We start from the raw sequence: 23,599 nt of genomic DNA, 5'->3' as shown, positions 1-23,599 counted from the left end.
ACGTCGACATCGCTCCCGTCAGCGATCGAAGCCGGTCGCCGGGTGCCGTTGACGCTACAGGACCGCGACAGGATGGGTGGCTCAGGACGCGACCGAGGGGATCACGGTGTAGCCACGGTCCCGGATCGCGTCGAAGCAGCGCTCCCGGATGTCCGCGGACGGGAACGCGGCCACCACCTTCTTGGTGTCCAGGTCGATCTCCGACACCGTGATCCCGTTGCTCTGCAGGACTTTGGTGACGGTGTTCGTGCAGTGCGAGCACGTCATGTCCGGTACTTCGAACACTTCGTCGGCAGGGCTACTCATCGCGCTCTCCTCATCCAGATCCGGACCACCGGTGACCTCCACCAGCTCCAGCAGACGGACGAATGTCTCTACGAAGGTGTTCACCACACCCGGCAGCAGCGTGATCCGGCGGTCGCCGACGGCCGTGGACATGTTCGCCAAGCACCGCGGCTGCTCCCCCGCCGCCAGCAAGGCGTACTGCCGCGTGAGACCGACTTCGTCGAGGTCGGGTTCACGCAGCACCTCGGCGACGGTCGCGTCCTTCATCGCCCGCAGCATCCCTGCCGACTCGGCCGTGTAGCGGACAGTGCCGTCGGCCAGGGTCGTGAGAGCGACCGGGATCATGCCCCGCCGGAACGTCGACGACTGCAACCCCCAGAACCAAGTGTTCGCCACCACCGCGAACAACCCCGAGTCCCGCAGACCCCGGGCGAACTCACCCGGACTCCGGTACGGCGTCTGGTCGGCCAGATAGGCGTGCTGCACCAGTGCGCGGGCAGTCGTCTCCAGCCCCACGCCGAGGATCTCCACCGGGTCGCGATCCGTTGTCGTCGCAGCCATCGTGGCGCGCTCGCCGGCAGCCAGTACTTCCGCAGCAGCCCGTACGCCGTCCGCGGCGGCCAGAGCTCGCCGAAGTACCAGCACCGTCTCACGAGCGGCCACGGGCACGATGGGACCGAGTGCGCTCGGACCGCTGTGGGCGACGTTCAGCACGCCGTCGCTGTCTTGCCACATCACCCGATGAGTCGCGCTGGTGACCAGCTCAGCCGGGCAAGGCCGCAGCTTGGCCTCGAGGTAACTCAACTGTGCCGGCGCCAGGTGACTGTCCGGCGCGAGGGTCATAGGCGTCAGCTGCGGCTCGACCTGCCACCGCGCCGTCGGCAGCCAGCGATCGGGCTCCAGCTCGGCATCGGCAAGAACCCGGGCCAGGATCTGCGCCGCGGCCGGGCGATCGTAGTGCGCAACGTCCAGCTCTGACTCGGCAGACACCGTCAGCGAACCTCCAGCACCAGGCCCGGATCGCACTCGCCCGGAGCGGCTCGACCAGCAGCTCCAATTCTGCTGGAAGCCGGCCGTCAACGCGTCCGCTACTGCGTGTCACGGCCCGACGTATCGCCATCGGTCGGGGGAGCTGTCCGCCTTCAGGCAGTCATGGCGATCATCAGCGCGGCGGGCATCGTCGGCTGCTGAGACCCACCCTTCGGTTCCACCGTGACGCCGAAGGCGACCTTGCCGGTCACGCCGCCGGCCAGGATCTTCGTCTGGTCGGGCTGTGCGAGGACAGCGGCGATCTGCTCGGTGGCGCGCTGAGCCGACGCATTCTTCCGGTACTGGTCGATGGCGATCCCGCCGGTAGCACGCCGCGCAGCGCGGCAGGTGCTGCTCGAACAGGGTCTGCTCGTCCTCGGCCAGCGTGTGGATGTCTTCGCTCATGTTCATCACTCCCCCGCGATGCCGAGGCAGTCGCGCAGCCGCACCAAGCCGTCCCGCATCCTCGCCTTGACGGTCGGCACCTTCGCCGCCAGCAACCTCGCGACCTCGGTGTAGGTGTGTCCCTCGTAGTAGGCCAGCGTGATCGACTCCCGCTGCAACTCGGTCAGCGAACCGAGACAACGGCGTACCTGCTCGGCCTCGAGCCTGTTGGCGACCGCATCGGTCACCTGGTCGAAGTCGATCTCGGCGGACCGGGATCCGGCGGCGTGGTCGCGATCGCTGGCGGATTGCTCCGACCGGACCCGATCGATCGCGCGCCGGTGCGCCATCGTCAACGCCCAGGCGCTCACCGAGCCGCGGGCCGGGTCGTAGCGCGAGGAGGTCCGCCAGATCTCGACCATCACCTCCTGCGTCACCTCCTCGGACAGCGCCGGGTTCCGCAGTACGCGGCGGACCAGGCCGAAGACCCGGGGCGACAGGAGGTCGTACAAGGTGCCGTAAGCCTCGGTGTCCCCACGAGCAATCCGAGCCATCAGCGCGCTGTCCTGCGGCGGCGGCGTATGCCCACCGGTCGTCGGCCAAGGCAGGCCGCTGGTTTCGTTCACGAATCAGCCCTCCTGCTCGTCGATGACGATAGGTGGTGGCTGATTCCTATCACGCCAAGGCCGTTTGGGGTGCTCTCCCGCCCGCGGCCGGAAACAAGGCTGCCATGTCATCTATCCGGGGGTGGGAAGGCCTCCGCTGGCCCACTCTTTTGTCGGCTGCCATCCCCTATCTTTCGGAGGTAGGTAGACGACGGATAAGGGGTGGGGATGACCGAGTCTGCGGTCGCGGTGTTCGACCGGCTGTACCGGGCCGGGGTGCCCGAGCGGCCGGTGGTGTTGTTCGACCGGGCTTGTGTCGTGGGCGGGAGCATCGCCGGGTTGCTGGCTGCTCGGGTTCTCGCCGATCACGCCCGCGAGGTGGTCATCGTCGAGCGCGACCAGACGGAGCCGGCGGCGCAGCCGCGGACCGGCGTACCGCAGGATCGGCATGGGCACGTCCTGCTGCCGGGTGGGTTGTCCCAGATCGAGCGCTGGCTTCCTGGGATTGCTGCGGAAGCCGAGGCGTTGGGTGGGTATCTCGCCGGGCCCGATCAGCAGGTCGTCTATCACGATGGTCGCGAACAGGCTCTTGCATCCGGTGAGGCGGCGATGTTGCTGGGGACCCGGCCGTTCCTCGAGGCCCGGATCCGTAGCCGGGTGCTTGCACTGCCCAATGTCAGCACGGTGTCCGGCCAAGCGACCGGACTAGCCTATGACGTCGGAGTCAGCGGTGTGCGGTGCGGGGACGAACTGGTATCGGCAGCCTTCGTGGTCGACGCGATGGGTCGCGCCTCCAAGTTGTCGGCCTGGCTGGAGAAGGACGGGTATGAACGGCCCCGGATGCGAAGGGTGCAGACCGGGATCAACTATGTGACCGCACTCTTCGAGCGGGCCGAGTCCTCCTGGGAGCAGGAGATCGCCTGCGTGCTCGAGCGGTTCACGGCGCAGTCGATGCCGTTCGAGCTGACCGTGGCGCACCTCAGCGTGATCGAGGACGACCAATGGCTGGTCATGCTGATGGCGTACGGCGATCACCCGGCCGCGAAGTCGATCGAGTCCTTCCGCTCCACCTGCGCCGAACTGCCGCCGGTCTTCGCGAAGGCGGCCGGCGGCGCCGTGACCCGCGGGATCCAGACCTACCACCAGGCCGACAGCAGGCGCCGCGACTTCACCGGCCTGTCCCGCTTTCCCGCCCGGCTGGTCGCGATGGGCGATGCCGTCGCGTCGTTCAACCCGATCTACGGCCAGGGCCTCAGCTCGGCCGCATTTCACGCCGCCTGCTTGTCAGAGTACCTGGTCGGCGAGCCTGACCTGGAAGTACCAGCGGCCGGCTTCTTCGCTCTGCAGGAGGTTGTCGTCGACGCCGCGTGGGCGATCTCGGCCGGCGGCGACGCGGCCCGGCAGGACCTGATCACCGGCGCCGAGGTCCCCGAAGACGTCCGGCGCCAGCGCTGGGCCATGAGCCAGATCATCAAGGCCACTCTCGTCGACAAGACCGTCGCCGCAGCCTTCGCCGCGGTCACCCGCATGCAAGCCCACCCCGCCACCCTCCGCACCCCCGAAATGCTCGAACGCGCGCTGGCGGCCAACCAGCGCTGAGCCAGGCTCTTGGCGGGATTCACCGCAGGACAGCTGTGATTGCGTCGAGGTGGAAGCCTCAGGTGTCACAGGGGAAACGTACGTCCCAGGCGAGATGCGGGGTTACCACTGTCCAGCTATGGTCTGAGCGAATGGCCCGCCCGGCCAGCTCGCGGCCTGGCGGCTGTTCGGATTTCCTGGAAGGAGCCGCCATGACCCTCAGCCAAGGGCGGCTCGCCGCGTTGCTGCGGTACGGATGGGCGATCGTCAGCTGCCGCACCGTCCGGGTCGTCGCGCTCGTGGTCGCCGTCGCACTCTCGCTGTGGAACGTCGAGCGGGTTCCGCACACAGCGGTACTACCCGCCGTGATCGGCCTGTTGCCGTTCGCGATCGGCAAGTACGTGCTGTGCCCGTTGCGCTGGCACTCGTTGTCGACCAGCGGCCAATCGCGCCGCTGGCACCTTCGCGCCTATGCGGAGAGCGAGATCCTCGGCCTCATCTCCCCCTGGCACGCCGGCGCCGACCTGTGGCGGATCCATCGGCTGGAGGGCAAGGGGGTACGGCGTGCTCCCGCCGTCGCGGAGGTCGCCCTCGACCGTTTCGTCGGAACGATCGGGCTCGTGTTCGCCGTCGCCGTGGCCGGGGTGACGTTGCCGCTGACCGTGCTCATCGTCGCGCTAGGCGTCGTCGCAGCCGTCTTGGCAGCGGCGCTGATCGTGAACCACCGCCACCCCGGCCTGGCCGGCCGCTGGCCATGGCCCTCGCCCAAGGTGTTCATCGCCGGCATCGCCTTGTCGGTCGGCTACCAGGCAACAATCCTCGGCCTGCTGATCGGCGCACTCCACGCGGTCGGAGACTCGGTGTCGGCACTCCAGCTGGTCGCCGTCTTCGGCGCCAGCCAGCTCGCCGGTGCGCTCCCCGGCGTACACGGTGCAAGTCCACGAGAGGGCGCCCTCGTCGCCGGCCTCGCGTCAATCGGCGTCCCTTGGACAGCCGCCTTCGGCGCAGTCGCTCTAACCGCCTTGCTCTATTGGATCCCCGCCCTACTCCTAGGCGGCACCCTCCTACTCCTCCGCTGGCGCGGCTGGCTCACCGGCCCGGCAGCGGCAACCACCTGACACGGTCGCCGGCCCACCAACACCATCCACCAGCACCCCCGCCACGCACGCTCGACACCCGTCGCCTTCACCAAGCAGGCGACACAGGAGCGGACCGGCGAGCAGGCGTGGGGGGGACCTCAGGTCAGTCAGTCGTACATCTTGTCCAGGAGGTCGCCGTACGTGGTCTCCACGTACTTGCGCTTCAGTTTCAGGCTCGGGGTCATCTCGCCGCCCTCGACGGTCAGGTCCCGGTCGAGGATGGTGAACTTCTTGATGGTCTCCCAGCGGTTGAGCCCGGCGTTCAGCTCGTCCACGTACCCCTGAACCAGCTTCTGAGCGGCGTCCGAGGTGACGATCTCGGCGTACGACTTGCCCGCAAGGCCGTTCTGCGCGGCCCACGGCACGATGGAATCCGGGTCCAGCGTCACCAGGGCGCTGACGAAGTTCCGCTGGTTGCCGTGGACGAGGAACTGGCTGGCGTACGGGCAGATCATCTTGAACCGCCCCTCGATCACCTGCGGCGCGACATACTTGCCGCCCGACGTCTTGAAGAGGTCCTTCTTCCGATCGGTGATGAAGAGGAACTCGTCCTCGAAGTGCCCGATGTCCCCGGTGTGGAACCACCCGTCGCCATCGATCACCTCGGCCGTCTGATCGGGCAGGTTGTGATACCCGCTCATCACCCCCGGCCCCTTGATCAGGATCTCGCCGTCCTCGGCGATCTTGAACTCCGCCGCCGGGAAGATCGGCCCGACGCTCCCCAGCCGGTAGTGATCCGGCCGGTTCAGCGTCGACCCAGCAGCGGTCTCAGACAACCCGTAGCCCTCGAGAATCAGCAGCCCGGCAGCGTGGAACCACTCCGCCAGCTTCTTGTCCAGCGCGGCCGACCCCGACACGAAGAACCGGATCCGCCCACCGAACCGCGCCCGGATCTTCGACAGTACGAGCTTGTCGGCAACCGAGAACTGAGCGGCCAGTACGCCGCCCGGCTCCTTGCCCTGCTGCCGGAGCGCCGACACCCGCCCGCCGACCCCGAAGGCCCAGTGGAACAGCTTCGCCTTGACCCCGCCCTCGGCCTCCATCATCGTCACGATCCGCGCGTGCGCCTTCTCGAAGACGCGGGGCGCGGCGGCCATGAAGGTCGGCTGGACGGCGGCGGCGTTCTCGACGATCTTGTCGACCCGCCCGTCGATCGCCGTCGCGAAACCGAGCTGGAACTGCACCGCCAGCAGCACCTGTCCGAAGACGTGCGACAACGGCAGCCACAGCAACTGCAGGTCGTCGGGGCCGAGCACCCCGATCCCCTCGACAGCGGCACCTTCGTACGTCCAGACCGAGTGCGGCAACCGGACGCCCTTCGGCCGGCCGGTCGTACCGGAGGTGTAGACGAGCGTGCACAGGTGCTCGGGACGCACCTGCGCGATCCGGTCGTCGACCGTCGACGGCTTCTCCTCGAGCAACTTCGCGCCCAGCGCGTCGAGGGCGGCCAGCGTGATCACCCAGTCGCCGTCGCGCTCGTCGGGTTCGCCGTCGAGCAGCACCACCTTGTGCAGCGAAGGCGTCTCCGACTTGTGGTCGCGCAGCTTGTCGACCTGAGTGGCGTCCTCGGCGAAGACGACCCGTACTTCGGCGTCCGCGACGATGTACGACACATCGCCGGCCATCGTCGTCGGGTAGATCGTCGTCGTGGCGGCCGCGGCGAGGATCGAGGCGAGATAGCACTGGACCCACTCGAGCCGGGTGCTGGCCGCAATCCCGACCCGCTGTTCCGGCTCGATGCCCAGCGCGACCAGGCCCGCGGCGCGACGCCGTACCAGGGTCTCGGTCTCCTGCCAGGTCACGGACTGCCAGCCGCCGTCGCCCGTCGGCGCTCTGAACGCCTCCCGGCCGGGCGTCGAGCTGACGCGATCGAGGAACATCTGCGCAAGGTCTTCCTTGCGGTTGCTGAGCAACGCGAGCTGAGGACCGTCTGCAACGGGCTTCATGTCTGGCCTCCACGGGGGGTCAAGTAACCGAACAGTAATAGCCGCAGCCAGCGCTGACCATGGCCTTCGCTTGCCCACGCGCACCATCTCGATTACGTTTCCGCAACATGCGCGCACGGTCTGTGGCACTCCTCTCACTGTCCGTCCTATTCCTCGGCTTCCTGTCGCCTGCGAGCGCTGAACCGCCGCCGGGCGAGTTCGGCAGCGACTACTCCGATCCCAGGACGCCGGCCCCGCCCGTCGCGGTGCCGCACACCAGGCACTGCTCGGTGGAAATCGTCCGGAACGGCTTCAAGAACTTCGACCCGTACACCTCCACCTACACCCCACCGGCCGCCTGCCGCGGTCCGTGGTCGAAGGTGGTCCTGCGGATGCAGGGCTCGGTCAAGGGCGTCCAGTACGACCGCCTCGGACACATCACGATCGGCGGCGTCGGCGTCTTCCGCACCTCGACCCCCGAGCCGAGCGCCGACGGCATCAGCTGGCAGGTCGAGAAGGACCTCACCTCGTACAGCCCGCTGCTGCGCACCCCGCAACCAGTGGTGATGGAGCTCGGCAACGTCGTCAACGACACCTACACCGGAGTCCTCGACATCGTCGTCACGCTCGACTTCTACACAACCGGCCTCGGCGCCCCGGCAGCCCGTACTGCGAACGCCGTCGTCCCCCTGCAGGACCAGCGCCGCGAAGACTCCGACCTGATCGGTACTGCGACGCTGCCGCGGAACACGTCCCGCCTGCTCGGTGAGGTCTACGTGACCGGCTCCGGCGGCGGGTGCGAGGAGTTCTGGGACACGTCGGCGCCGGCCTCGACGGGCTACTCGTGCCCGGACGGCTCGCCGTACCGTGAGGTCGAAGTACAGATCGACGGCAAGGTCGCCGGGATCGCGCTGCCGTATCCCTACATCTACACGGGCGGCTGGTCGAACCCGTACTCCTGGCGCCCCTCCCCCGCTCCGCGCGCCTTCGACATCAAACCCTTGACCTATGACCTGACGCCGTTCGCCGGGCTGGTCAGCGACGGCAAGCCGCACGAGTTCCGCGTCCACGTCGTCGGCGTACCGGCCGGGCAGAGCGGGTGGTTCACCGTGCCCAACCTGCACGTCTGGACCGACCCGATCCTGAAGCAGACCCACGGCAAACTGACCTCGTACGCCGTATCACCGCTGACCAAGTCGGACGACGTCACCGGCAGCAGCGGCGCGGCGGGATCCGTGCAGACGAAGGCGTCGCGGGCGCTCAAGATCAGCGGGTACGTCGACACGTCGGCCGGGCGCATCCGTACGACTGTCGAGCGCTCACTCACCAACGACAGCCTGCACGTCTGGGAGGCGGGCGAGTCGCGCGACGCCCTCGACGCATCCTGGCGCGACCTCTCCACCGTCACCACCGGGTTGCGGGTCGATCGCACCGACCTGACCTACAGCAAGAACGGGTACATCAGCTTCTTGCCCCACGCAACGATCCCCGACGGCTACGACGTGATCACCGACCTCGACGTGGCCGACCGCAGCCACACCACCAGCCGTCTCGGCCCGCTGACCCTGGCGGATCGGCGCACGGAGGAGACCTACGACGGCCGCGCCTCGTGGATCTACAACGTCCCCCGCGACCAACGCCACGCCACCGGCACCCAAACCGTCCGCTACCGAGCCTCAGGCACCGGCGGCTGCTACGACCACACCCTGTCAGCCATCAACGGCATCTACACCAAGGACCACTACCGCTGCTAAAGGCGGCCGAGCCCACCAGTGGTGGGCTCGGTCAGCGTTGGGCGAGCAGTTCGGCGATCTGTACTGCGTTGAGGGCTGCGCCTTTGCGGAGGTTGTCGTTGGTGATGAAGAGGACCAGGCCGCGGTTGCCCGGGACGGACTGGTCCTGGCGGATTCGGCCGACATAGGACGGGTCATTGCCTGCGGCAAGCAGAGGGGTCGGCAGGTCGGCGAGCTCGACCCCCGGGGCGCCAGACAGTAGTTCGGTGGCGCGCTCGGGGGTGATCGGATCGGCGAACTCGGCGTGGATGCTGAGCGAGTGGCCGGTGAAGACGGGGACGCGGACGCAGGTGCCGGCCACCAGCAGATCCGGGAGGTGCAGGATCTTGCGGCTCTCGTTGCGCAGCTTCTGCTCCTCGTCGGTCTCACCGGTGCCGTCGGCAACGATCGAGCCGGCCAGCGGGAGCACGTTGAAGGCGATCGGACCGGCGTACACCTGCGGCTGCGGAAGCTCGATCCCCTCCGTGCCGAGAGCCAGCCGACCAGCATCTGACGCGAGGGCCTGGGTCTGCTCTTCCAGCTCCCGTACGCCGACGCCGCCCGAGCCCGAAACGGCCTGGTAGGTCGACACGATCAGCCGGGTGAGGCGGGCCTCGCGGTGCAGCGGCGCCAGCACCGGCATGGCCGCCATCGTGGTGCAGTTCGGGTTGGCGACGATGCCCTTGGGCAGGTGGTCGAGATCGCCCGGGTTGACCTCGGCAACGACCAGCGGGACCTCCGGGTCCATCCGCCAGCCGGACGAGTTGTCGACGACGACGGCACCCGCGGCGGCCACCTTCGGGGCGAACGCCTTGGAGGCCGTCTTCCCGTTGGAGAACAACGCCAGGTCGAGTCCCTTGAAGTCGGCGGTCGCCGAATCCTCGACGGTGATCTTCTCGTCGCCGAACGCCAACTGACTACCGGCCGAGCGGGCAGAGGCGAAGTACCGGATCTCGTCGACCGGGAACCCCCGCTCCACCAGCAACTGCCGCATCACGCCGCCGACCTGACCTGTGGCCCCGAACACTCCTACTCGCATGAAAACAGCCTAGTAGAAGGGCTGCGCCCGCCTGGCTGGGCGTCCACCATCCGGTGGGCCCCACGAGCATGAGTTATTCTCGAAGGGTGACGAGTGCAAAGTGCCGGTCGACCGTGCGTGCCGCGGTGATCTTCGGCGACCACTCGTACCGCAGCGACCTGTACCAGTAGGCCCACGGCTGTCCCAGCCGAGCCGACCGTCATCTTCTCCTTTCGCTGCGAAGGATCACTCATGCACGACCTCTCCCAGTTCACCCATGCCGACGTGCGGTGGGCAGCCCAGAACATGCCCCTGCTGCTCGACACCGACCTGACACCACTCAAAGGCTTGCGGATAGCGATCTGCCTGCACATCGAGCCCAAGACAGCGGTGCTCTGCGCGCTCCTGGTCGAAGCCGGCGCCGAAGTGTGGCTGACCGGCTCCCCCGGTACTACGCGCCAGGACGTCGCCGACTGGCTCACCACTCTCGGCGTCCACGTCCACGCCGCGGCCGACGATGACGCTCCGCGGATCAAAGCCGTGCTGACCAGCGACCCGCAGCTCGTACTCGACAACGGCGCCGACCTCATCCGCGCACTCCTCGACAGCGGCCTGCCGTCAGAGTTTCGGGGTGGCACCGAGGAGACGACGACCGGAGCGCTCCTCCTGCGGCAGCGCTCGGAGCCACCGCCGTTCCCCGTCATCGTGATCAACGACAGCCCGCTCAAACTGCTCGTCGAGAACCGGTGGGGAGTCGGGCAGTCGGTGGTCCAGGGCTTCATGAACGCGACCAACAAGATGATCCCGGGCACCCGCGCAACGGTGGCCGGCTACGGCCCCTGCGGTCGCGGCGTGGCGCAAACGCTGCGTCAGCTAGGCGCAAGAGTCAGCGTCGCCGACCAGGACCCGTACCGTCGGCTCGAAGCCGCGCTCGACGGGCACCAGGTAGGCCGGCTGGACACTCTCCTAGCCGATACCGACCTGCTGTTCCTCGCCACCGGGCATCCCGATGTCGTCAGCGACGAAGGCATCGCAGCCCTGCCAGACAATGCGGTGATCGCGGGCGTCGGCCATTGCCCCTGGGAGCTCGATCTTCAACGCCTCGGCCCGCCCACGCCTGCCACCGGAGCGGGATCCGCACGGCAGACCGCCGACCACGAGACCTACATCCAGCCCGACGGCCGTCGCATCACGGTCCTGGCGAAGACCCGGATGATCAACCTGGTCAGCGCCGGCGGCAACCCGATCGAGGCGATGGATCTCGGTCTCACGCTGCAGGCCCGCTCGCTCGCCCTGGTCGCGACGGGTCGCGCGGCTCCCGGCGTACAGGCTGTACCTCTGGACCTCGATCGTGAAATCGCCGAAACCTTCGCCGCAACGCTGGAGCTGTCATGACCAACCTGCCCTTGATCGACCTGCACCGGCACCTCGAAGGCTCGATCCGGACGAGCACGGTCCTCGACATCGCCGCCCGTACCGGCCACGAGCTCGCTACCAGACCAGCACCCCGTACTGCGTTGGTTGCCGACGGCTCCCAGACCGGGTTACTCCCGTACCTGGCGAAGGTGGACGTCGCGATCGGCGTGCTGACCGAGCTGGACGACTGGAGCCGGGCCGCCGCTGAGGCTGTGGACGACGCCTTCGACGACGGCCTGGACTATCTGGAACTGCGCTACTGCCCGGGGATCATCGCGCACGACACCGGGCTCGCGCCTGAAGCGGTGATCGATGCGGTGTCGGACGCCGTGGCCGAGCGGTCGGCTCGGCGGAAGCTGCCGGTCGGGTTGATCGGGATCGTGGTCAGACATCTAGGTGCCGACTCGGCCGAGCAGCAGATCGCGACCTTGCTGTCTCGCAAGGACACCTTCTGCGCGGTCGATCTGGCCGGCGACGAGGCGAACTTCCCGGCGCAGTTGTTCGCTGCTGCCTTCGCGAAGGCGCGCGATGCCGGGCTGCACGTGACGATCCACGCGGGTGAGGCCGCGGGCGCCGACAGCGTGTGGGATGCGGTGAAGCATCTCGGGGCCGAGCGCATCGGTCACGGAGTACGGGCCGCTGAGGACCCGCGATTGATGGAGGCGCTGGCAGAGCGAGGCGTCACGCTGGAGGTGTCGTTGACGAGCAACACCCAGACGGGTGCCGCTCCGAGCTACGCCGAGCACCAGATCCACAAGCTCCTGGCAGCCGGAGTGCCGGTCACGCTCAACACCGACAACCCACGCGTGAGCGACGTCAAGCTCTCGCAGGAGCACCGAGCGGCGCTGAACGAGGTTGGGCTGACAGCAGAGCAGTTGGCCAAGGTGGCACAGCAATCTCTGACCGCCGCCTTCGGCAACGCCAACCCGCAGAACAGCTGAGCGACGAGCCGCCCCTTGGGGTGCGAGCCCACCAGTGGTGGGCTCGCACCGCGGAGCGGAGGGGTGTCAGCTGTCGGAGACGAGGATGCCGCCGTTGGCGACGTCCGACTTCTCGATTTCCTGGAAGACGATCCGGACCGCTTCGCGCTTGGCGCCGAGGATGGAGATCGCGGAGTCGGTGACGGCGGCGACGAACTCGCGGCGCTGGTCGAGGGTGCGACCGGAGAGCAGTTCGACGGTGATGTTCGGCATAGGAGGAGCTCCTCAGAGATCAGATGACGGGTTCTGCATCACGGAACATTGTTCCAGATTCAACGCTAGCTGACCGCGGCTGCTCGCCTGGCGAGCACCTCGGCGGAGTCGTCGGGGTCGGTGTTGAGCGAATCGAGCAGCTCGTCGACCGACTCCCGGCGCTCCGGCAGCAGCAGCCCGAGGCCGACGTACACGACCAGGGAAGTTGCCAGCGGCAACGCCACCACCAGCGTCGTGTCGGTGGACTCGATACCCCACTTGACGACCGCCCAGACGCTCAGGCCGGTCGCCCAGGAGACGATCGCCGCCCGCGGCCCGGAGCGCCGGAACCAGGGCAGCAGCCCCAGCATCAACGGGATCGAGATCGGCCCCATCGTGGCGGCCACCAGGTCAACGACGATCTTCAGCACCACGCCCTGACCGTTGGTGAGGATCGCGATCAGCATGCTCACCGTGACGAAGGTGAAGGTGGTGATCCGGGCGAACTTCAGCGTCGCCACGTCGGACAGGCGGCGCAGCTTGGGCCACAGCACCGGGCCGATGTCGCGGGTGATCACCGAGGAGATCACGTTCGCGTCCGAGGCCACCATCGCCATCGTGTGCGAGAAGAACCCGGCCAGCACGAGCCCGATCAGCCCGCTCGGCAGCAGCAGTTGCGCCAACGCGACGTACGACTGCTCCGGCTTGGCCAGATCAGGAACGAGCAGCGGCGCGGCGCACATCGGGATGAACAGCACCAGTGGCCAGACCAGCCACAGGGCCGACGACAACAGCGCGGCCCGCTTCGCCTCGGAACCGGACGGCGCGGCCATATAGCGCTGCGCCAGGTTCCACATGCCGCCGTTGTACTCGAACGTCTTGATGAACAGGAACGCTATTAAGAAGACCGGTGTGTACGGCCCGTTCAGCGCGCTGCCGTGCCCCTCGGGCAACTGGTCCCACATCTTCCACAGCGTGGGGATGCCGTCGAGATGGGTCAGCACGCCGATGAACATCGCGATCCCGGCCGCGGCCTGGATGATGAACTGGCCGAAGTCGGTGAGCACGTCGGCCCACAGTCCGCCCAGCGTCGCGTAGAGCATCGTCACCACACCGGTGAGCAGGATGCCCCAGCGCATCGGTACGCCGGTGAAGCCGTTCAGCAGGACGGCGATCGCGACCCACTTGGCGGCGATGTCGACCACCTTGAGCGCGGCACCGGAGTACGCGAGCACCTGCTGCGTCGGCAGGTTGTACCGCTTGGCCAGGTACTCCAGCGGCGAGACGACGCCGTGTTTCGCGCGGAGCCGGTTCCATCGGGCGGCGAAGAGGAACGCGCCGATACCGACGCCGACGCCGATCGAGACGGCCCACCAGACGTACACGGTGATGCCGTAGTTGTAAGCGACCGCCGCGAACGCGACGAACATGACCGCGCTGTAGCCGGACATGTGGTGCGAGATGCCGGACAGCCACCAGGGAATCCGGCCACCGGTGGTGAAGTAGTCCACCACCGTCTTGATCTTGGTGCGCGACCACAGTCCGATCAGCACCATCAGCACGAAATAGCCGGCCAGCACCGTCCAGTCGAGCGCTGTCATCGACGCTTCTCCAACATTTTGGCCTCCAACATGCTTGGCCTCCAAGGGCGGGATGTGAAGGAAGGTTCCATCTGTCAGAACCATGTGTCAAGAGGCGGAACAAGTACCGAGACCAATCGGGTACATCGAGCCCACGACACGGACAAGGTTTGACAGACTGTTCCGCGAGATAGAACCTTGTTCTGTGAATTCGTCGCAGAAAGCCCTCCAGGTCAGGCACGCCACCCACCCCGACCAGGTGCCCGGGTTCGACACCGCCGCGCTGCGCCGGACGTACCTGGTCGATGACCTGTTCACCGCCGACACGGTCACCGCGGTGCTCACCCACCACGACCGGATCGTGCTGGCCGGCGCCCGCCCGGTCAGCGGCCCACTCACCCTGGGCACGTGGCCGGAGCTGCGCAGCGAGTACTTCCTCGAGCGCCGCGAGGCCGGCATCGTCAACGTGGGCGGCCCCGGCACCGTGACAGTCGACGGCACCAAGTTCGAGCTCGTCACCGGCGCCTGCCTGTACGCCGGCCGCAGTGCGCGCGAGGTCGTCTTCGAGGGCACCGATGCCGCCTTCTACCTGTTCTCCGCGGCAGCGCACACCGACTTCCCGACCACCCTCGTCCAGCCCGGCGAAGGCAACCGGCTCGAGCTCGGCGACCAGCAGACCGCGAACCGCCGCACGATCGACCAGTACATCCATGCCGACGGCGTGAAGAGCTGCCAGATCGTGCTCGGCGTGACCACCCTGCACGCGGGCAGCACCTGGAACACGATGCCCGCGCACACCCACGACCGGCGGACCGAGTGCTACCTGTACTTCGGCCTGCCGGAGTCGGAGCGGATCGTCCACCTGCTGGGTGAGCCCGAGGAGACCCGGCACCTGCTGATCGCCGATCGCCAGGCGGTCATCTCGCCGAGCTGGTCGATCCACTCGGGCGTCGGCACCTCGTCGTACAGCTTCGTCTGGGCGATGGCCGGCGAGAACCAGGCCTTCACCGACATGGACGGCGTCGATGTGAAGGACATTCGGTGACTCAGCCCGCCACTTCTTCCAGCTTCTCCCTCGCGGGCAAGACGGCGCTGGTGACCGGCGCGCGACGCGGGATCGGCGCGGCGATCGCGGCCGGCCTCGCCGCCGCGGGCGCGGACCTCATCCTGATGGCCCGGGACGCGGCACTCGAAGACACGCTGGAAGCGATCAAGGAGAACGGCGGCGGTCAGGCGACCGTCGTCACGGCTGACTTCGCCGACCCCACCGCCGTAGAAGAGGCCGCGACCACCGCGGTCGCCGACGCGGCGGCGGCCGGCCGGCAGATCGACATCCTGGTCAACAACGCCGGTACGATCCGGCGCGCGCCGGCGGCAGCCACGGGGGCGGCTGACTGGAAGCACGTGATCGACGTGAACCTGAACTCCACCTGGGCGGTCACCCGGCCGATCGGCGCCGCGATGGTCCAGCGCGGCGGCGGCAAGATCATCACGATCGCTTCCCTGCTGAGCTTCCAGGGCGGGGTCACTGTCCCGGCGTACACGGCGAGCAAGCACGCGGTCGCCGGGCTCACCAAGGCGCTGGCCAACGAGTGGGGGCCGGCCGGCGTACAGGTGAACGCGATCGCTCCGGGGTACATCAGTACCGACAACACGACTGATCTGAGGGCCGACCCGGAGCGGGAAGCGGCCATCCGCGACCGCATCCCGGCCGGGCGCTGGGGCCGGCCCGAGGACCTGGTCGGCGTGGCGGTCTTTCTGGCCTCGGCGGCGTCCGACTACGTCAACGGACACGTACTGGCCGTCGACGGTGGCTGGCTAGCCAGATAAGAGGTGACAGGATGAGCGACATGAGTTCGCCCTCGGCCATCGACAAGACGCTGATGGTGCTCGACGCCGTCCTCGAGCACTCGCGCTTCACCGACGTGGTGACGGCCACCGGCCTGGCCAAATCGACCGTGCACCGGATCATGGCGTCGCTGGTCGAACACGACTTCGTCGCGCAGTCCGAGGACGGTTCGTACCATCCGGGCCCGAAGGCGCTCCGGCTGGCCGGTCACGCGCTCACCAACGTCGACCTGGCGACGGTTGCCCGGCCGGTACTGGCCGATCTCGTCGCGCAGACCCGTTGCACGGTGCATGTCGGCCTGCTGAACGGCGACGAGGCGATCTACGTCGCCCGGTTGGACGGCCCCAAGCCGTACCGGATGCCTTCGCGCGTGGGCAAGGCGTTCTGGCTGCACTGCACAGGGATCGGCAAAGCCCTGCTCGCCGAGAAGGACGACGACGCGCTCGACGCCCTCGTCACCCGCACCGGCCTGCCGGCTCGTACTCCCCTGACCCACACGACCGCGGCCTCCCTGAAGGCCGACCTCATCCAGGTCCGCTCCCGCGGGTACGCCCTGGACGACGAGGAGAACGAGCCCGGCATCCGCTGCGTCGCGGCCGTCATCCATGACCACACCGCTACCGCGATCGCAGCGGTCAGCATCTCGACGCTGTCCCTGGAGCAATCCATCGCCCAGGTCGCCCTGATGGCACCGGCCGCGATCGAGGCCGCTCGCAAGATCTCGGCCGCTCTCGGCTACCTGGAGCCCACGCACTGATCCCTCCTGCTGACGCAGCGCAGTCAATCCTGCGCAGTCCGTTGTCAGCAGGCCTTCGGCGGCGCTAGCATCGGCTTTGATTATTAGGAAACTTTCTTAACGATCAACGGCCCGTCCCGCCCCAGGAGGCCCATCGATGCTGCGTCCTTTGAGAAACCGTTTGCCCCACTGGTTGCTGGCGACCGCCCTGGTCGCCGGCGTCTGTACGGCGATCCCCGCCGCCGGCGCCCTGCCTCGAGCCGAGGCCGCCGCCTCGGTCAGCCCGATCCCGAGCTTCCTGCTGCAGACCTCCGCGCAGGTCTCCGACGACTCCGCCGTCACCAAACCGGGCTTCCCGACGTCCGGCTGGCTGCCGGTCTCGTCGCGCTCGACGGTGTTCGCCGGGTTGCTGCAGAACAACAAGTACCCGGACCCGTTCTTCTCGACCAACATGAAGAACGTCGACAAGGCCCAGTTCAGCGTGCCGTGGTGGTACCGCTCGGAGCTGCAGGTCACCGACACCAGCCAGCGCACGTACCTAGACTTCAGCGGAGTACTGTCCCGGGCCGACGTCTGGGTCAACGGCGTCCGGGTGGCCGACAAGTTCCAGGTGGCCGGCGCCTACACGCGGCATGACCTCGACATCACCGCGCAGGTGCATGCCGGGAGCAACGCGATCGCGTTCAAGGTCTACCCGAACAACCCCAACACCGACCTCACGATGGGCTGGATCGACTGGGCCCAGACGCCGCCGGACCAGAACATGGGCATCGTCCGCGATGTCGTCGTCCGGCACAGCGGTCCCGTCGCTCTGCGCGGAGCCCATGTCGTCACGAAGCTGACGGTTCCGGCGCTCAACCACGCGGATCTCACGCCCAAGGTCGACGTCCGCAACGACTCGGCGGCTGCCGTGACGACGACGGTCAGCGGCACCGTGGCCGGCGTACCGGTCAGTCAGTCGGTTTCCCTTGCGGCCAAGGAGAAGAAGACCGTCACTTTCGCCACGATCGGGCTGGACAACCCGAACGTCTGGTGGCCGGCCGGGATGGGCGGCCAGCCGCTTTACGCTCTCGACCTGACGGCGTCGGTGGCCGGCACGGCGTCTGACAGCGCGTCGGCCAAGTTCGGAGTACGGGAGGTGAAGGCGCCGCTCAACAGCAGTGGTGGCCGGGCGTACTCGATCAACGGGCGGCCGCTGCTCGTGAAGGGTGGCGGGTGGTCGCCGGATCTCTTCCTGCGCTGGGATGCGACGTATGCGGCCGACAAGCTCAAGTACGTCAAGGATCTGGGCCTCAACACGGTCCGGCTGGAAGGGCACATCGAGCCGGACGAGTTCTTCGACCTGGCTGACCAGCTCGGCGTGCTGACCATGCCGGGGTGGGAGTGCTGCGACAAGTGGGAGAGCCAGTCCAGCGGCGGCACCTGGACGGCGGAGGACAAGCAGATCGCGAAGGACTCGATGACGGGTGAGGCCGAGCGGCTGCGCAACCACCCGAGCGTTCTCACCTTCCTGATCGGCAGCGACTTCGCGCCGAACGCGGCGACCGAGAAGGGCTACCTGGACGCGCTGGCCGCGGCCGACTGGCAGACCCCGGCGATCCCGGCCGCGTCGGCGAAGTCGTCACCGCAGCTCGGCAGCTCCGGGATGAAGATGAACGGGCCCTACGACTGGATCCCGCCGAACTACTGGTACGACAAGGCACACGCCGACTCCGGTGGCGCATGGGGCTTCAACTCGGAGACCTCGGCCGGGCCGGACATCCCGACGATGGACACGCTGAACCGGATGATGACGCCGGCCGAGCTCGAAGTGCTGTGGAAGAACCCGGCTGCGGCGCAGTACCACCGATCCTCGTCGACGACCTTCGGCAACCTGAAGCTGTTCGGCAACGCGCTGACCGGCCGGTACGGCGCTCCGGCGAACCTGACCGACTACGTGAAGAAGGCCCAGCTCGCGGCGTACGAGAACGTGCGCGCCGAGTTCGAGTCGCACAACCGGAACTTCACCGACGCGTCGAATCCGTCGACGGGGTTGATCTACTGGATGCTCAACAGCGGCTGGACGTCGCTGCACTGGCAGCTGTTCGACACCTATCTGGACCAGAACGGCGCGTACTACGGCGCCAAGAAGGCGAACGAGCCGCTGCACATCCAGTACTCCTACGACACCAAGTCCGTTGCCGTGGTCAACCAAAATCATGCGCCCGCCTCCGGGCTGACGGCTTCGGTGAAGCTCTACAACATCGACGGCACGGAGAAGTTCTCGCAGTCGGCGGGCGTCACGGTTCCCGGTGACGGCGGCAAGGCGACGGCGCTGACGATCCCGGCGGTGAGCGGGTTGTCGACGACGTACCTGGCCAAGCTCGTACTGACGAATTCGTCCGGCGTCGAGGTCAGCCGGAACGTGTACTGGCTGTCCACCAAGGCAGACACGCTCGACTGGAACAACACCGATTGGTACTACACGCCGACGACCAGCTACGCCGACCTGACCGGCTTGTCGAGTCTGGCCCAGGCGCCCGTCTCCGCGAGCGCTTCGACCTCCGCCAGCGGCGACACCACCACGACGACGGTGACGCTGAAGAACACGTCGACGGCGAAGACCCCAGCGTTCTACCTCGACGCGCATATCGTCGGGGCGGCCGGCAAACCGGTCCTGCCGGTGCAGTGGAACGATAACGCGGTATCGCTCTGGCCGGGCGAGACCGCAGTACTGCGGGCGTCGTACCGGACCGCTGATCTGAAGGGCGCTTCGCCTTCGGTGCGGATCACCGGCTATAACACGGCGACGCAGACGATCCCCGGCAACGGTGGCGGGCCGACCGATCCCGACCCGGTCGTCTACGAGGCCGAGGACGCCACGATCACCGCCGGCGTGGTCGAGTCGAACCACGCGGGCTTCACCGGCCGCGGTTTCGTGAACTACGACAACGCCACCGGCAGCGCGGTCGAGTGGACCGTCAACGCCACCACGGCCGGACCGGCCACGATCGACCTTCGCTACGCCAACGGTACGACGGTGAACCGGCCGATGAACCTCTCCGTCAACGGCACGGTCGTCTCCCCTGGTCTGGCGTTCGCCGGCACCGGAGCCTGGACGACCTGGCAGACGAAGACGGTCACGGTCAACCTGGTTGCTGGAAGCAACAAGATCAAGGCGGTCGCGACCACCGCCAACGGTGGTCCGAACGCGGACAGCCTGACCGTCTCCTAGCGCCCTCCGATTTCTAGGCGGGCGAGGACTTCGGGGTGGCCGGCAGGCGCGGACTTGGTTGCTTCCAGCAACGGTGAGGGTCGGCTGGCAGGTTGTTGTACCGCTGGCGTGAAGTATCACGCCAGCGGTACGAAACCTGCTAGTGGCCGCCATCCCGAGCCAGGATCGGGGGCGTCCGGCTTTCAGGCTCGGGCTGCGATGCGCTCCGCGTTCGCCCTCAGCTCGTCCACCAGGTCGACGCCGGAGTCGAGCATGGTCTGCATCTTGGCGGAGTCCTGCGCGGCGAACATGGTGGCGACAGTGACCTCGTGGTCCGGGCGGCTGAACACCTCGATGGCGTCGCCGGCACCGATCGTGCCCGTCTTCAGCACCTTGAAATAGGCGCCCGGCCGACCGGCTTGGTGGAAGCGCCTGACCCAGCCCTTGAGCTGCATCCGGTGCTGGAAGGTGACGCATGGGATCCGCGGTGCGCGGACCATCACCTCGACCTCGGCACCGATCCGCCAGACCTCGCCGATCAGCGCGTTGTTGATGTCGAGCCCCTCGGTCCGGAGATTCTCGCCGAACAGCCCTGACGGGATATCGCGGTCGAGCTGCTCAGTCCACCAGCGCGCGTCCTCCTCGGCGTACGCGTAGACCGCCTGATCCAAACCACCATGGTTCTTCGTGTCGCAGACGCTGTCACCCGCCAGCCCGAGCTCCCCGACCGGCACCCGCCGACGCTGCGGCCGCTTGTCGATCGCCGTGAACCCTGTCTCCTTGGGCCCCGGGATCTGCTCTTCCACCACATTCACCGTCAGCACGCGCATACCAGCCATGCTCTCCCGCGCGGGCAACACTCTGCTAGTGGTTTAGTCCTGGATGGCCTTGACGACGGCGATGTTGCGGGTGAGCCAGTCCTGCGGGAGCGACTCGTCGGCGCCGGCGTCTCGTACGGCGTCGACGGCGTTCACCATCTGGCGGACGATCACCCAGGCGCGGGCCCGCTCTTCGTCCAGGCCGGCGGCGTCGATGATGGCGTAGAACCTCCGGCGCACCGCGAAGCGGAGATCGCGAGCGGCGGCGATCTCCTCCCAGCGGTTCCACAGCAGCGGCGCGACCTCGTAGTGCGGATCACCCGACAGCGGTTTGGGGTCGATCACGAGCCAGGGTTCGCGTTCGGCCGCGAGCACGTTGAAGTAGTGCAGGTCCGTGTGGATCAACCGGCCGTCGGTCTGCGCGTCGGACGCGAAGTCCCGGGCCAGCGCGGCCGCCTGCTCGACGTACCGGTGCGGCACAGCGGCCGAGGAGGGCAGCTCGGACAGCTTGGCCGACCACCGCTTCGCCTCACCCGACAACAGCTTGAACTGCGGCCCGGCCGGTACGTGCAATCGCCGGTACATCGACGCGACGAGCTCACTCGCCTCGATGGCGTCGATGCTGGTCAGGTCGCGCGGCAGCGCCCGCTCCAGCAGCAACGCGAACCGCCGCGGATCCGCCCGGAGCAACCGGACCGCGCCGTCGCCGTCCCAGATCCGCAGCGCGAGATGCTCGTTCTCGGCCTCCCAGTGCGGGAACTGCACCTTCAGCACAGCCGGCGTACCGTCCTTGGCCAGGACCGGCACCACCAACGCACAGTTCCCGTACGCCGGTACGCCGTCCTCGCGCAACTCCCACTCAGCCAGCAAGTCGCGGGTCAACCGCGGCAGCCCGGCGAGCCAATCGGCCCACTCCGGGCCGCGCGAGCCGACCTTGAGGAACTCCGCGGGGATCTCGACCGGCATTACTTCTTGGTCTTGTCGCCCGGGGACTCGCTCGTCTTCAGGGCAGCGATGAAGGCTTCCTGGGGGACCTCGACGCGGCCCACCATCTTCATCCGCTTCTTGCCCTCTTTCTGCTTCTCGAGCAGCTTGCGCTTACGGGTGATGTCACCGCCGTAGCACTTGGCGAGCACGTCCTTGCGGATCGCCCGGATCGATTCGCGGGCGATGATCCGGGACCCGATCGCGGCCTGGATCGGCACCTCGAACTGCTGCCTCGGGATGAGCTCCTTCAGCTTGCCGGCCAGCGCCACGCCGTACCCGTAGGCGTTGTCCTTGTGCACGATCGCGGAGAACGCGTCGACCGTCTCGCCCTGCAGCAGGATGTCGACCTTGACCAGCTCCGCGGCCTGCTCGCCGGTCGGTTCGTAGTCCAGCGACGCGTAGCCCTTGGTCTTCGACTTCAGCTGGTCGAAGAAGTCGAAGACGATCTCGGCCAGCGGCAGCGTGTAGCGCAGCTCGACCCGGTCCTCGGACAGGTACTCCATCCCCTGCAGGTTGCCCCGCTTGGCCTGGCACAGCTCCATGATGACGCCGATGAAGTCCTTCGGGCTGAGGATCGTCGCGCGCACCACCGGCTCGTAGATATCGGCGATCTTGCCGCCGTTGGGGAAGTCGCTCGGGTTGGTGACGACGTGCTCGCTGCCGTCGTCCATCGCCACCCGGTAGACGACGTTCGGTGCGGTCGAGATCAGGTCCAGGTCGAACTCGCGCTCGAGCCGCTCACGGACGATCTCCATGTGCAGCAGGCCGAGGAAGCCGCAGCGGAAGCCGAAGCCGAGCGCGCCCGAACTCTCCGGCTCGTACTGCAGGGCCGCGTCGTTGAGCTGCAGGCGCTCCAGCGCGTCGCGCAGCGTCGGGTAGTCGTCGCCGTCGATCGGGAACAGCCCGGAGTACACCATCGGCTGCGGGCGCTTGTAGCCGCCGAGTGCTTCGGTGGCGCCGCGGATGGACGACGTGACGGTGTCGCCGACCCGGGACTGGCGAACGTCCTTCACGCCGGTGATCAGGTAGCCGACCTCGCCGACACCGATACTCTGCGACTTCTTCGGATCCGGGGAGATGACGCCGACCTCGAGCATCTCGTGCACCGCGCCGGTCGACATCATCTTGATCTTGTCGCGATGGTTCAGCTCGCCGTCGACGACCCGGACGTAGGTGACCACGCCGCGATAGGTGTCGTAGACCGAGTCGAAGATCAGTGCCCGCGGCGGGGCGTCCTTCACGCCCTTGGGCGGCGTGACCTGGGCGACGATCTCGCTGAGCAGCGCCTCGACGCCCTCACCGGTCTTCGCCGAGACCCGGAGTACGTCGGACTCCTTGCAGCCGATGATGTGCGCCAGCTCCGCGGCGTACTTCTCCGGCTGGGCGCCCGGCAGGTCGATCTTGTTCAGCACCGGGATGATGTGCAGATCCGCGTTCAGCGCGAGGTACAGGTTGGCCAGTGTCTGCGCCTCGATGCCCTGCGCGGCGTCGACCAGCAGCACCGCGCCCTCACACGCCTCCAGCGACCGGGACACCTCGTAGGTGAAGTCCACGTGGCCGGGGGTGTCGATCATGTTCAGGATGTACGTCGTACCGTCCGGGGCGAGCAGTCCGCCCGGGGTGTCCGGCTTCGGCGCGTACGGCAGCCGGACCGCCTGCGACTTGATCGTGATGCCGCGCTCGCGCTCGATGTCCATCCGGTCCAGGTACTGCGCCCGCATGTCCCGGCCGTCGACGACACCGGTGATCTGCAGCATCCGATCGGCCAGCGTCGACTTGCCGTGGTCGATGTGGGCGATGATGCAGAAGTTCCGGATCAGCGTCGGGTCGGTACGACCGGGCTGCGGAACGGACGTGGGGACAGCGGGCACGAAGGGATCCAGTTCGTCTCGGGTGGTCGATCCAAGGGCGCGGTAGGGTCCGCGGCAACTGACCAATCATCCCATGCCGCACCACCGGTTTGCGACCAGCGGCTGATCCCGGCTCAGCGTGCAACAAATGTGCTGAGCCGGTGTCTCTTTAGTGTCCTCCGTCGGCACTTGTTCGAGTGCTTGCGGTGGTCAGGTGCGTGTATCGCGGTGCTGGAGGAGCGTGCCTGGGCGCCGCAAGTGCC

Annotated in this window: 18 protein-coding genes; 9 read left to right on the top strand and 9 right to left on the bottom strand. The window is 67.7% G+C overall.

From position 1 onward, the window contains the following. Positions 1-81: 81 nt before the first annotated feature. Together G3I17_RS42305 and sigK are read right to left on the bottom strand one after the other, a co-directional pair. A complete protein-coding gene (locus G3I17_RS42305; RefSeq protein ID WP_164600939.1) occupies positions 82-1,275 on the bottom strand; it encodes a heavy-metal-associated domain-containing protein in 1,194 nt (397 codons plus the stop codon). Between the two features lie 449 nt (positions 1,276-1,724). After that, the gene (gene sigK, locus G3I17_RS29785; RefSeq protein WP_275402578.1) at positions 1,725-2,306 is read right to left on the bottom strand and encodes an ECF RNA polymerase sigma factor SigK; all 582 of its coding nucleotides are present in this window, start codon (positions 2,304-2,306) and stop codon (positions 1,725-1,727) included. A 225-nt stretch (positions 2,307-2,531) separates the two neighbouring features. Between sigK and G3I17_RS29780 the strand changes: the two genes are divergently transcribed. After that, positions 2,532-3,902 (top strand): FAD-dependent monooxygenase, encoded by a 1,371-nt coding sequence (locus G3I17_RS29780; RefSeq protein WP_164600938.1) that lies wholly within the window; start codon positions 2,532-2,534, stop codon positions 3,900-3,902. Positions 3,903-4,093: 191 nt separating this feature from the next. Then, the gene (locus tag G3I17_RS29775; RefSeq protein ID WP_164600937.1) at positions 4,094-4,999 is read left to right on the top strand and encodes a lysylphosphatidylglycerol synthase domain-containing protein; all 906 of its coding nucleotides are present in this window, start codon (positions 4,094-4,096) and stop codon (positions 4,997-4,999) included. 128 nt (positions 5,000-5,127) lie between these two features. Here G3I17_RS29775 and G3I17_RS29770 read toward each other — a convergent pair whose 3' ends face one another. Further along, positions 5,128-6,966, bottom strand: coding sequence for a long-chain fatty acid--CoA ligase (locus tag G3I17_RS29770; protein ID WP_164600936.1), 1,839 nt, complete (start codon positions 6,964-6,966; stop codon positions 5,128-5,130). 107 nt (positions 6,967-7,073) lie between these two features. Between G3I17_RS29770 and G3I17_RS29765 the strand changes: the two genes are divergently transcribed. After that, positions 7,074-8,699 carry a peptide-N4-asparagine amidase gene (locus G3I17_RS29765; RefSeq protein WP_164600935.1) on the top strand — a complete coding sequence of 542 codons (1,626 nt, stop codon included), beginning with the start codon at positions 7,074-7,076 and terminating at the stop codon, positions 8,697-8,699. A 31-nt stretch (positions 8,700-8,730) separates the two neighbouring features. On the opposite strand, the gene G3I17_RS29760 is transcribed toward G3I17_RS29765, so the two are convergent. Continuing rightward, positions 8,731-9,756 carry an aspartate-semialdehyde dehydrogenase gene (locus tag G3I17_RS29760; protein ID WP_164600934.1) on the bottom strand — a complete coding sequence of 342 codons (1,026 nt, stop codon included), beginning with the start codon at positions 9,754-9,756 and terminating at the stop codon, positions 8,731-8,733. 231 nt (positions 9,757-9,987) lie between these two features. On the opposite strand from G3I17_RS29760, the gene G3I17_RS29755 reads away from it, so the two are divergent. Continuing rightward, entirely contained in the window at positions 9,988-11,130 is a 1,143-nt protein-coding gene (locus tag G3I17_RS29755; RefSeq protein ID WP_164600933.1) for an adenosylhomocysteinase, read from the top strand. Next, the gene (add, locus tag G3I17_RS29750) at positions 11,127-12,092 is read left to right on the top strand and encodes an adenosine deaminase (protein ID WP_164600932.1); all 966 of its coding nucleotides are present in this window, start codon (positions 11,127-11,129) and stop codon (positions 12,090-12,092) included. The genes G3I17_RS29755 and add overlap by 4 nt, the downstream gene beginning before the upstream one ends. Positions 12,093-12,158: 66 nt before the next feature. On the opposite strand, the gene G3I17_RS29745 is transcribed toward add, so the two are convergent. Next, positions 12,159-12,344, bottom strand: a complete 186-nt coding sequence (locus tag G3I17_RS29745) for a tautomerase family protein (RefSeq protein ID WP_164600931.1) — start codon at positions 12,342-12,344, stop codon at positions 12,159-12,161. 65 nt (positions 12,345-12,409) lie between these two features. Further along, positions 12,410-13,924, bottom strand: a complete 1,515-nt coding sequence (locus tag G3I17_RS29740) for a sodium:solute symporter family protein (protein ID WP_164600930.1) — start codon at positions 13,922-13,924, stop codon at positions 12,410-12,412. A gap of 184 nt (positions 13,925-14,108) precedes the next feature. Between G3I17_RS29740 and kduI the strand changes: the two genes are divergently transcribed. From kduI to G3I17_RS29720, 4 genes are all read left to right on the top strand, one after another. Then, entirely contained in the window at positions 14,109-14,948 is an 840-nt protein-coding gene (gene kduI, locus G3I17_RS29735; protein WP_164600929.1) for a 5-dehydro-4-deoxy-D-glucuronate isomerase, read from the top strand. After that, positions 14,945-15,733, top strand: coding sequence for an SDR family oxidoreductase (locus G3I17_RS29730; RefSeq protein ID WP_164600928.1), 789 nt, complete (start codon positions 14,945-14,947; stop codon positions 15,731-15,733). Before kduI ends, G3I17_RS29730 begins: the two co-directional genes overlap by 4 nt. 11 nt (positions 15,734-15,744) lie before the next feature. Next, positions 15,745-16,509 (top strand): IclR family transcriptional regulator, encoded by a 765-nt coding sequence (locus tag G3I17_RS29725; RefSeq protein WP_203590946.1) that lies wholly within the window; start codon positions 15,745-15,747, stop codon positions 16,507-16,509. A gap of 148 nt (positions 16,510-16,657) precedes the next feature. Continuing rightward, a complete protein-coding gene (locus tag G3I17_RS29720) occupies positions 16,658-19,702 on the top strand; it encodes a CBM35 domain-containing protein (protein WP_239063029.1) in 3,045 nt (1,014 codons plus the stop codon). A gap of 182 nt (positions 19,703-19,884) precedes the next feature. Here G3I17_RS29720 and G3I17_RS29715 read toward each other — a convergent pair whose 3' ends face one another. The 3 genes from G3I17_RS29715 to lepA are packed head-to-tail and all read right to left on the bottom strand — an operon-like array spanning position 19,885 to position 23,357. After that, positions 19,885-20,511, bottom strand: a complete 627-nt coding sequence (locus G3I17_RS29715) for an MOSC domain-containing protein (protein WP_164600926.1) — start codon at positions 20,509-20,511, stop codon at positions 19,885-19,887. A gap of 42 nt (positions 20,512-20,553) precedes the next feature. Beyond that, positions 20,554-21,465 (bottom strand): aminoglycoside phosphotransferase family protein, encoded by a 912-nt coding sequence (locus G3I17_RS29710; protein WP_164600925.1) that lies wholly within the window; start codon positions 21,463-21,465, stop codon positions 20,554-20,556. Further along, complete coding sequence (lepA, locus tag G3I17_RS29705; protein ID WP_164600924.1) at positions 21,465-23,357, bottom strand: translation elongation factor 4; 1,893 nt, start codon at positions 23,355-23,357, stop codon at positions 21,465-21,467. Before lepA ends, G3I17_RS29710 begins: the two co-directional genes overlap by 1 nt. Between the last annotated feature and the right edge of the window lie 242 nt (positions 23,358-23,599).

This window comes from Streptomyces sp. SID13031 (assembly GCF_010548305.1).
GTDB lineage: Bacteria > Actinomycetota > Actinomycetes > Propionibacteriales > Kribbellaceae > Kribbella.
The sequence above is the reverse complement of the archived record's forward strand: the minus strand, read 5'-3'. Positions and strand labels throughout refer to the sequence as shown.

Excerpts from the sequence above, each read along its gene's own strand:
- G3I17_RS29780 (WP_164600938.1), top strand. The coding sequence starts at position 2,532 with ATGACCGAGTCTGCGGTCGCGGTGTTCGACCGGCTGTACCGGGCCGGG.
- G3I17_RS29775 (WP_164600937.1), top strand. The coding sequence starts at position 4,094 with ATGACCCTCAGCCAAGGGCGGCTCGCCGCGTTGCTGCGGTACGGATGG.
- G3I17_RS29770 (WP_164600936.1), bottom strand. The coding sequence starts at position 6,966 with ATGAAGCCCGTTGCAGACGGTCCTCAGCTCGCGTTGCTCAGCAACCGC.
- G3I17_RS29765 (WP_164600935.1), top strand. The coding sequence starts at position 7,074 with ATGCGCGCACGGTCTGTGGCACTCCTCTCACTGTCCGTCCTATTCCTC.
- G3I17_RS29760 (WP_164600934.1), bottom strand. The coding sequence starts at position 9,756 with ATGCGAGTAGGAGTGTTCGGGGCCACAGGTCAGGTCGGCGGCGTGATG.
- G3I17_RS29755 (WP_164600933.1), top strand. The coding sequence starts at position 9,988 with ATGCACGACCTCTCCCAGTTCACCCATGCCGACGTGCGGTGGGCAGCC.
- add (WP_164600932.1), top strand. The coding sequence starts at position 11,127 with ATGACCAACCTGCCCTTGATCGACCTGCACCGGCACCTCGAAGGCTCG.
- G3I17_RS29745 (WP_164600931.1), bottom strand. The coding sequence starts at position 12,344 with ATGCCGAACATCACCGTCGAACTGCTCTCCGGTCGCACCCTCGACCAG.
- G3I17_RS29740 (WP_164600930.1), bottom strand. The coding sequence starts at position 13,924 with ATGACAGCGCTCGACTGGACGGTGCTGGCCGGCTATTTCGTGCTGATG.
- G3I17_RS29725 (WP_203590946.1), top strand. The coding sequence starts at position 15,745 with ATGAGCGACATGAGTTCGCCCTCGGCCATCGACAAGACGCTGATGGTG.
- G3I17_RS29715 (WP_164600926.1), bottom strand. The coding sequence starts at position 20,511 with ATGCGCGTGCTGACGGTGAATGTGGTGGAAGAGCAGATCCCGGGGCCC.
- G3I17_RS29710 (WP_164600925.1), bottom strand. The coding sequence starts at position 21,465 with ATGCCGGTCGAGATCCCCGCGGAGTTCCTCAAGGTCGGCTCGCGCGGC.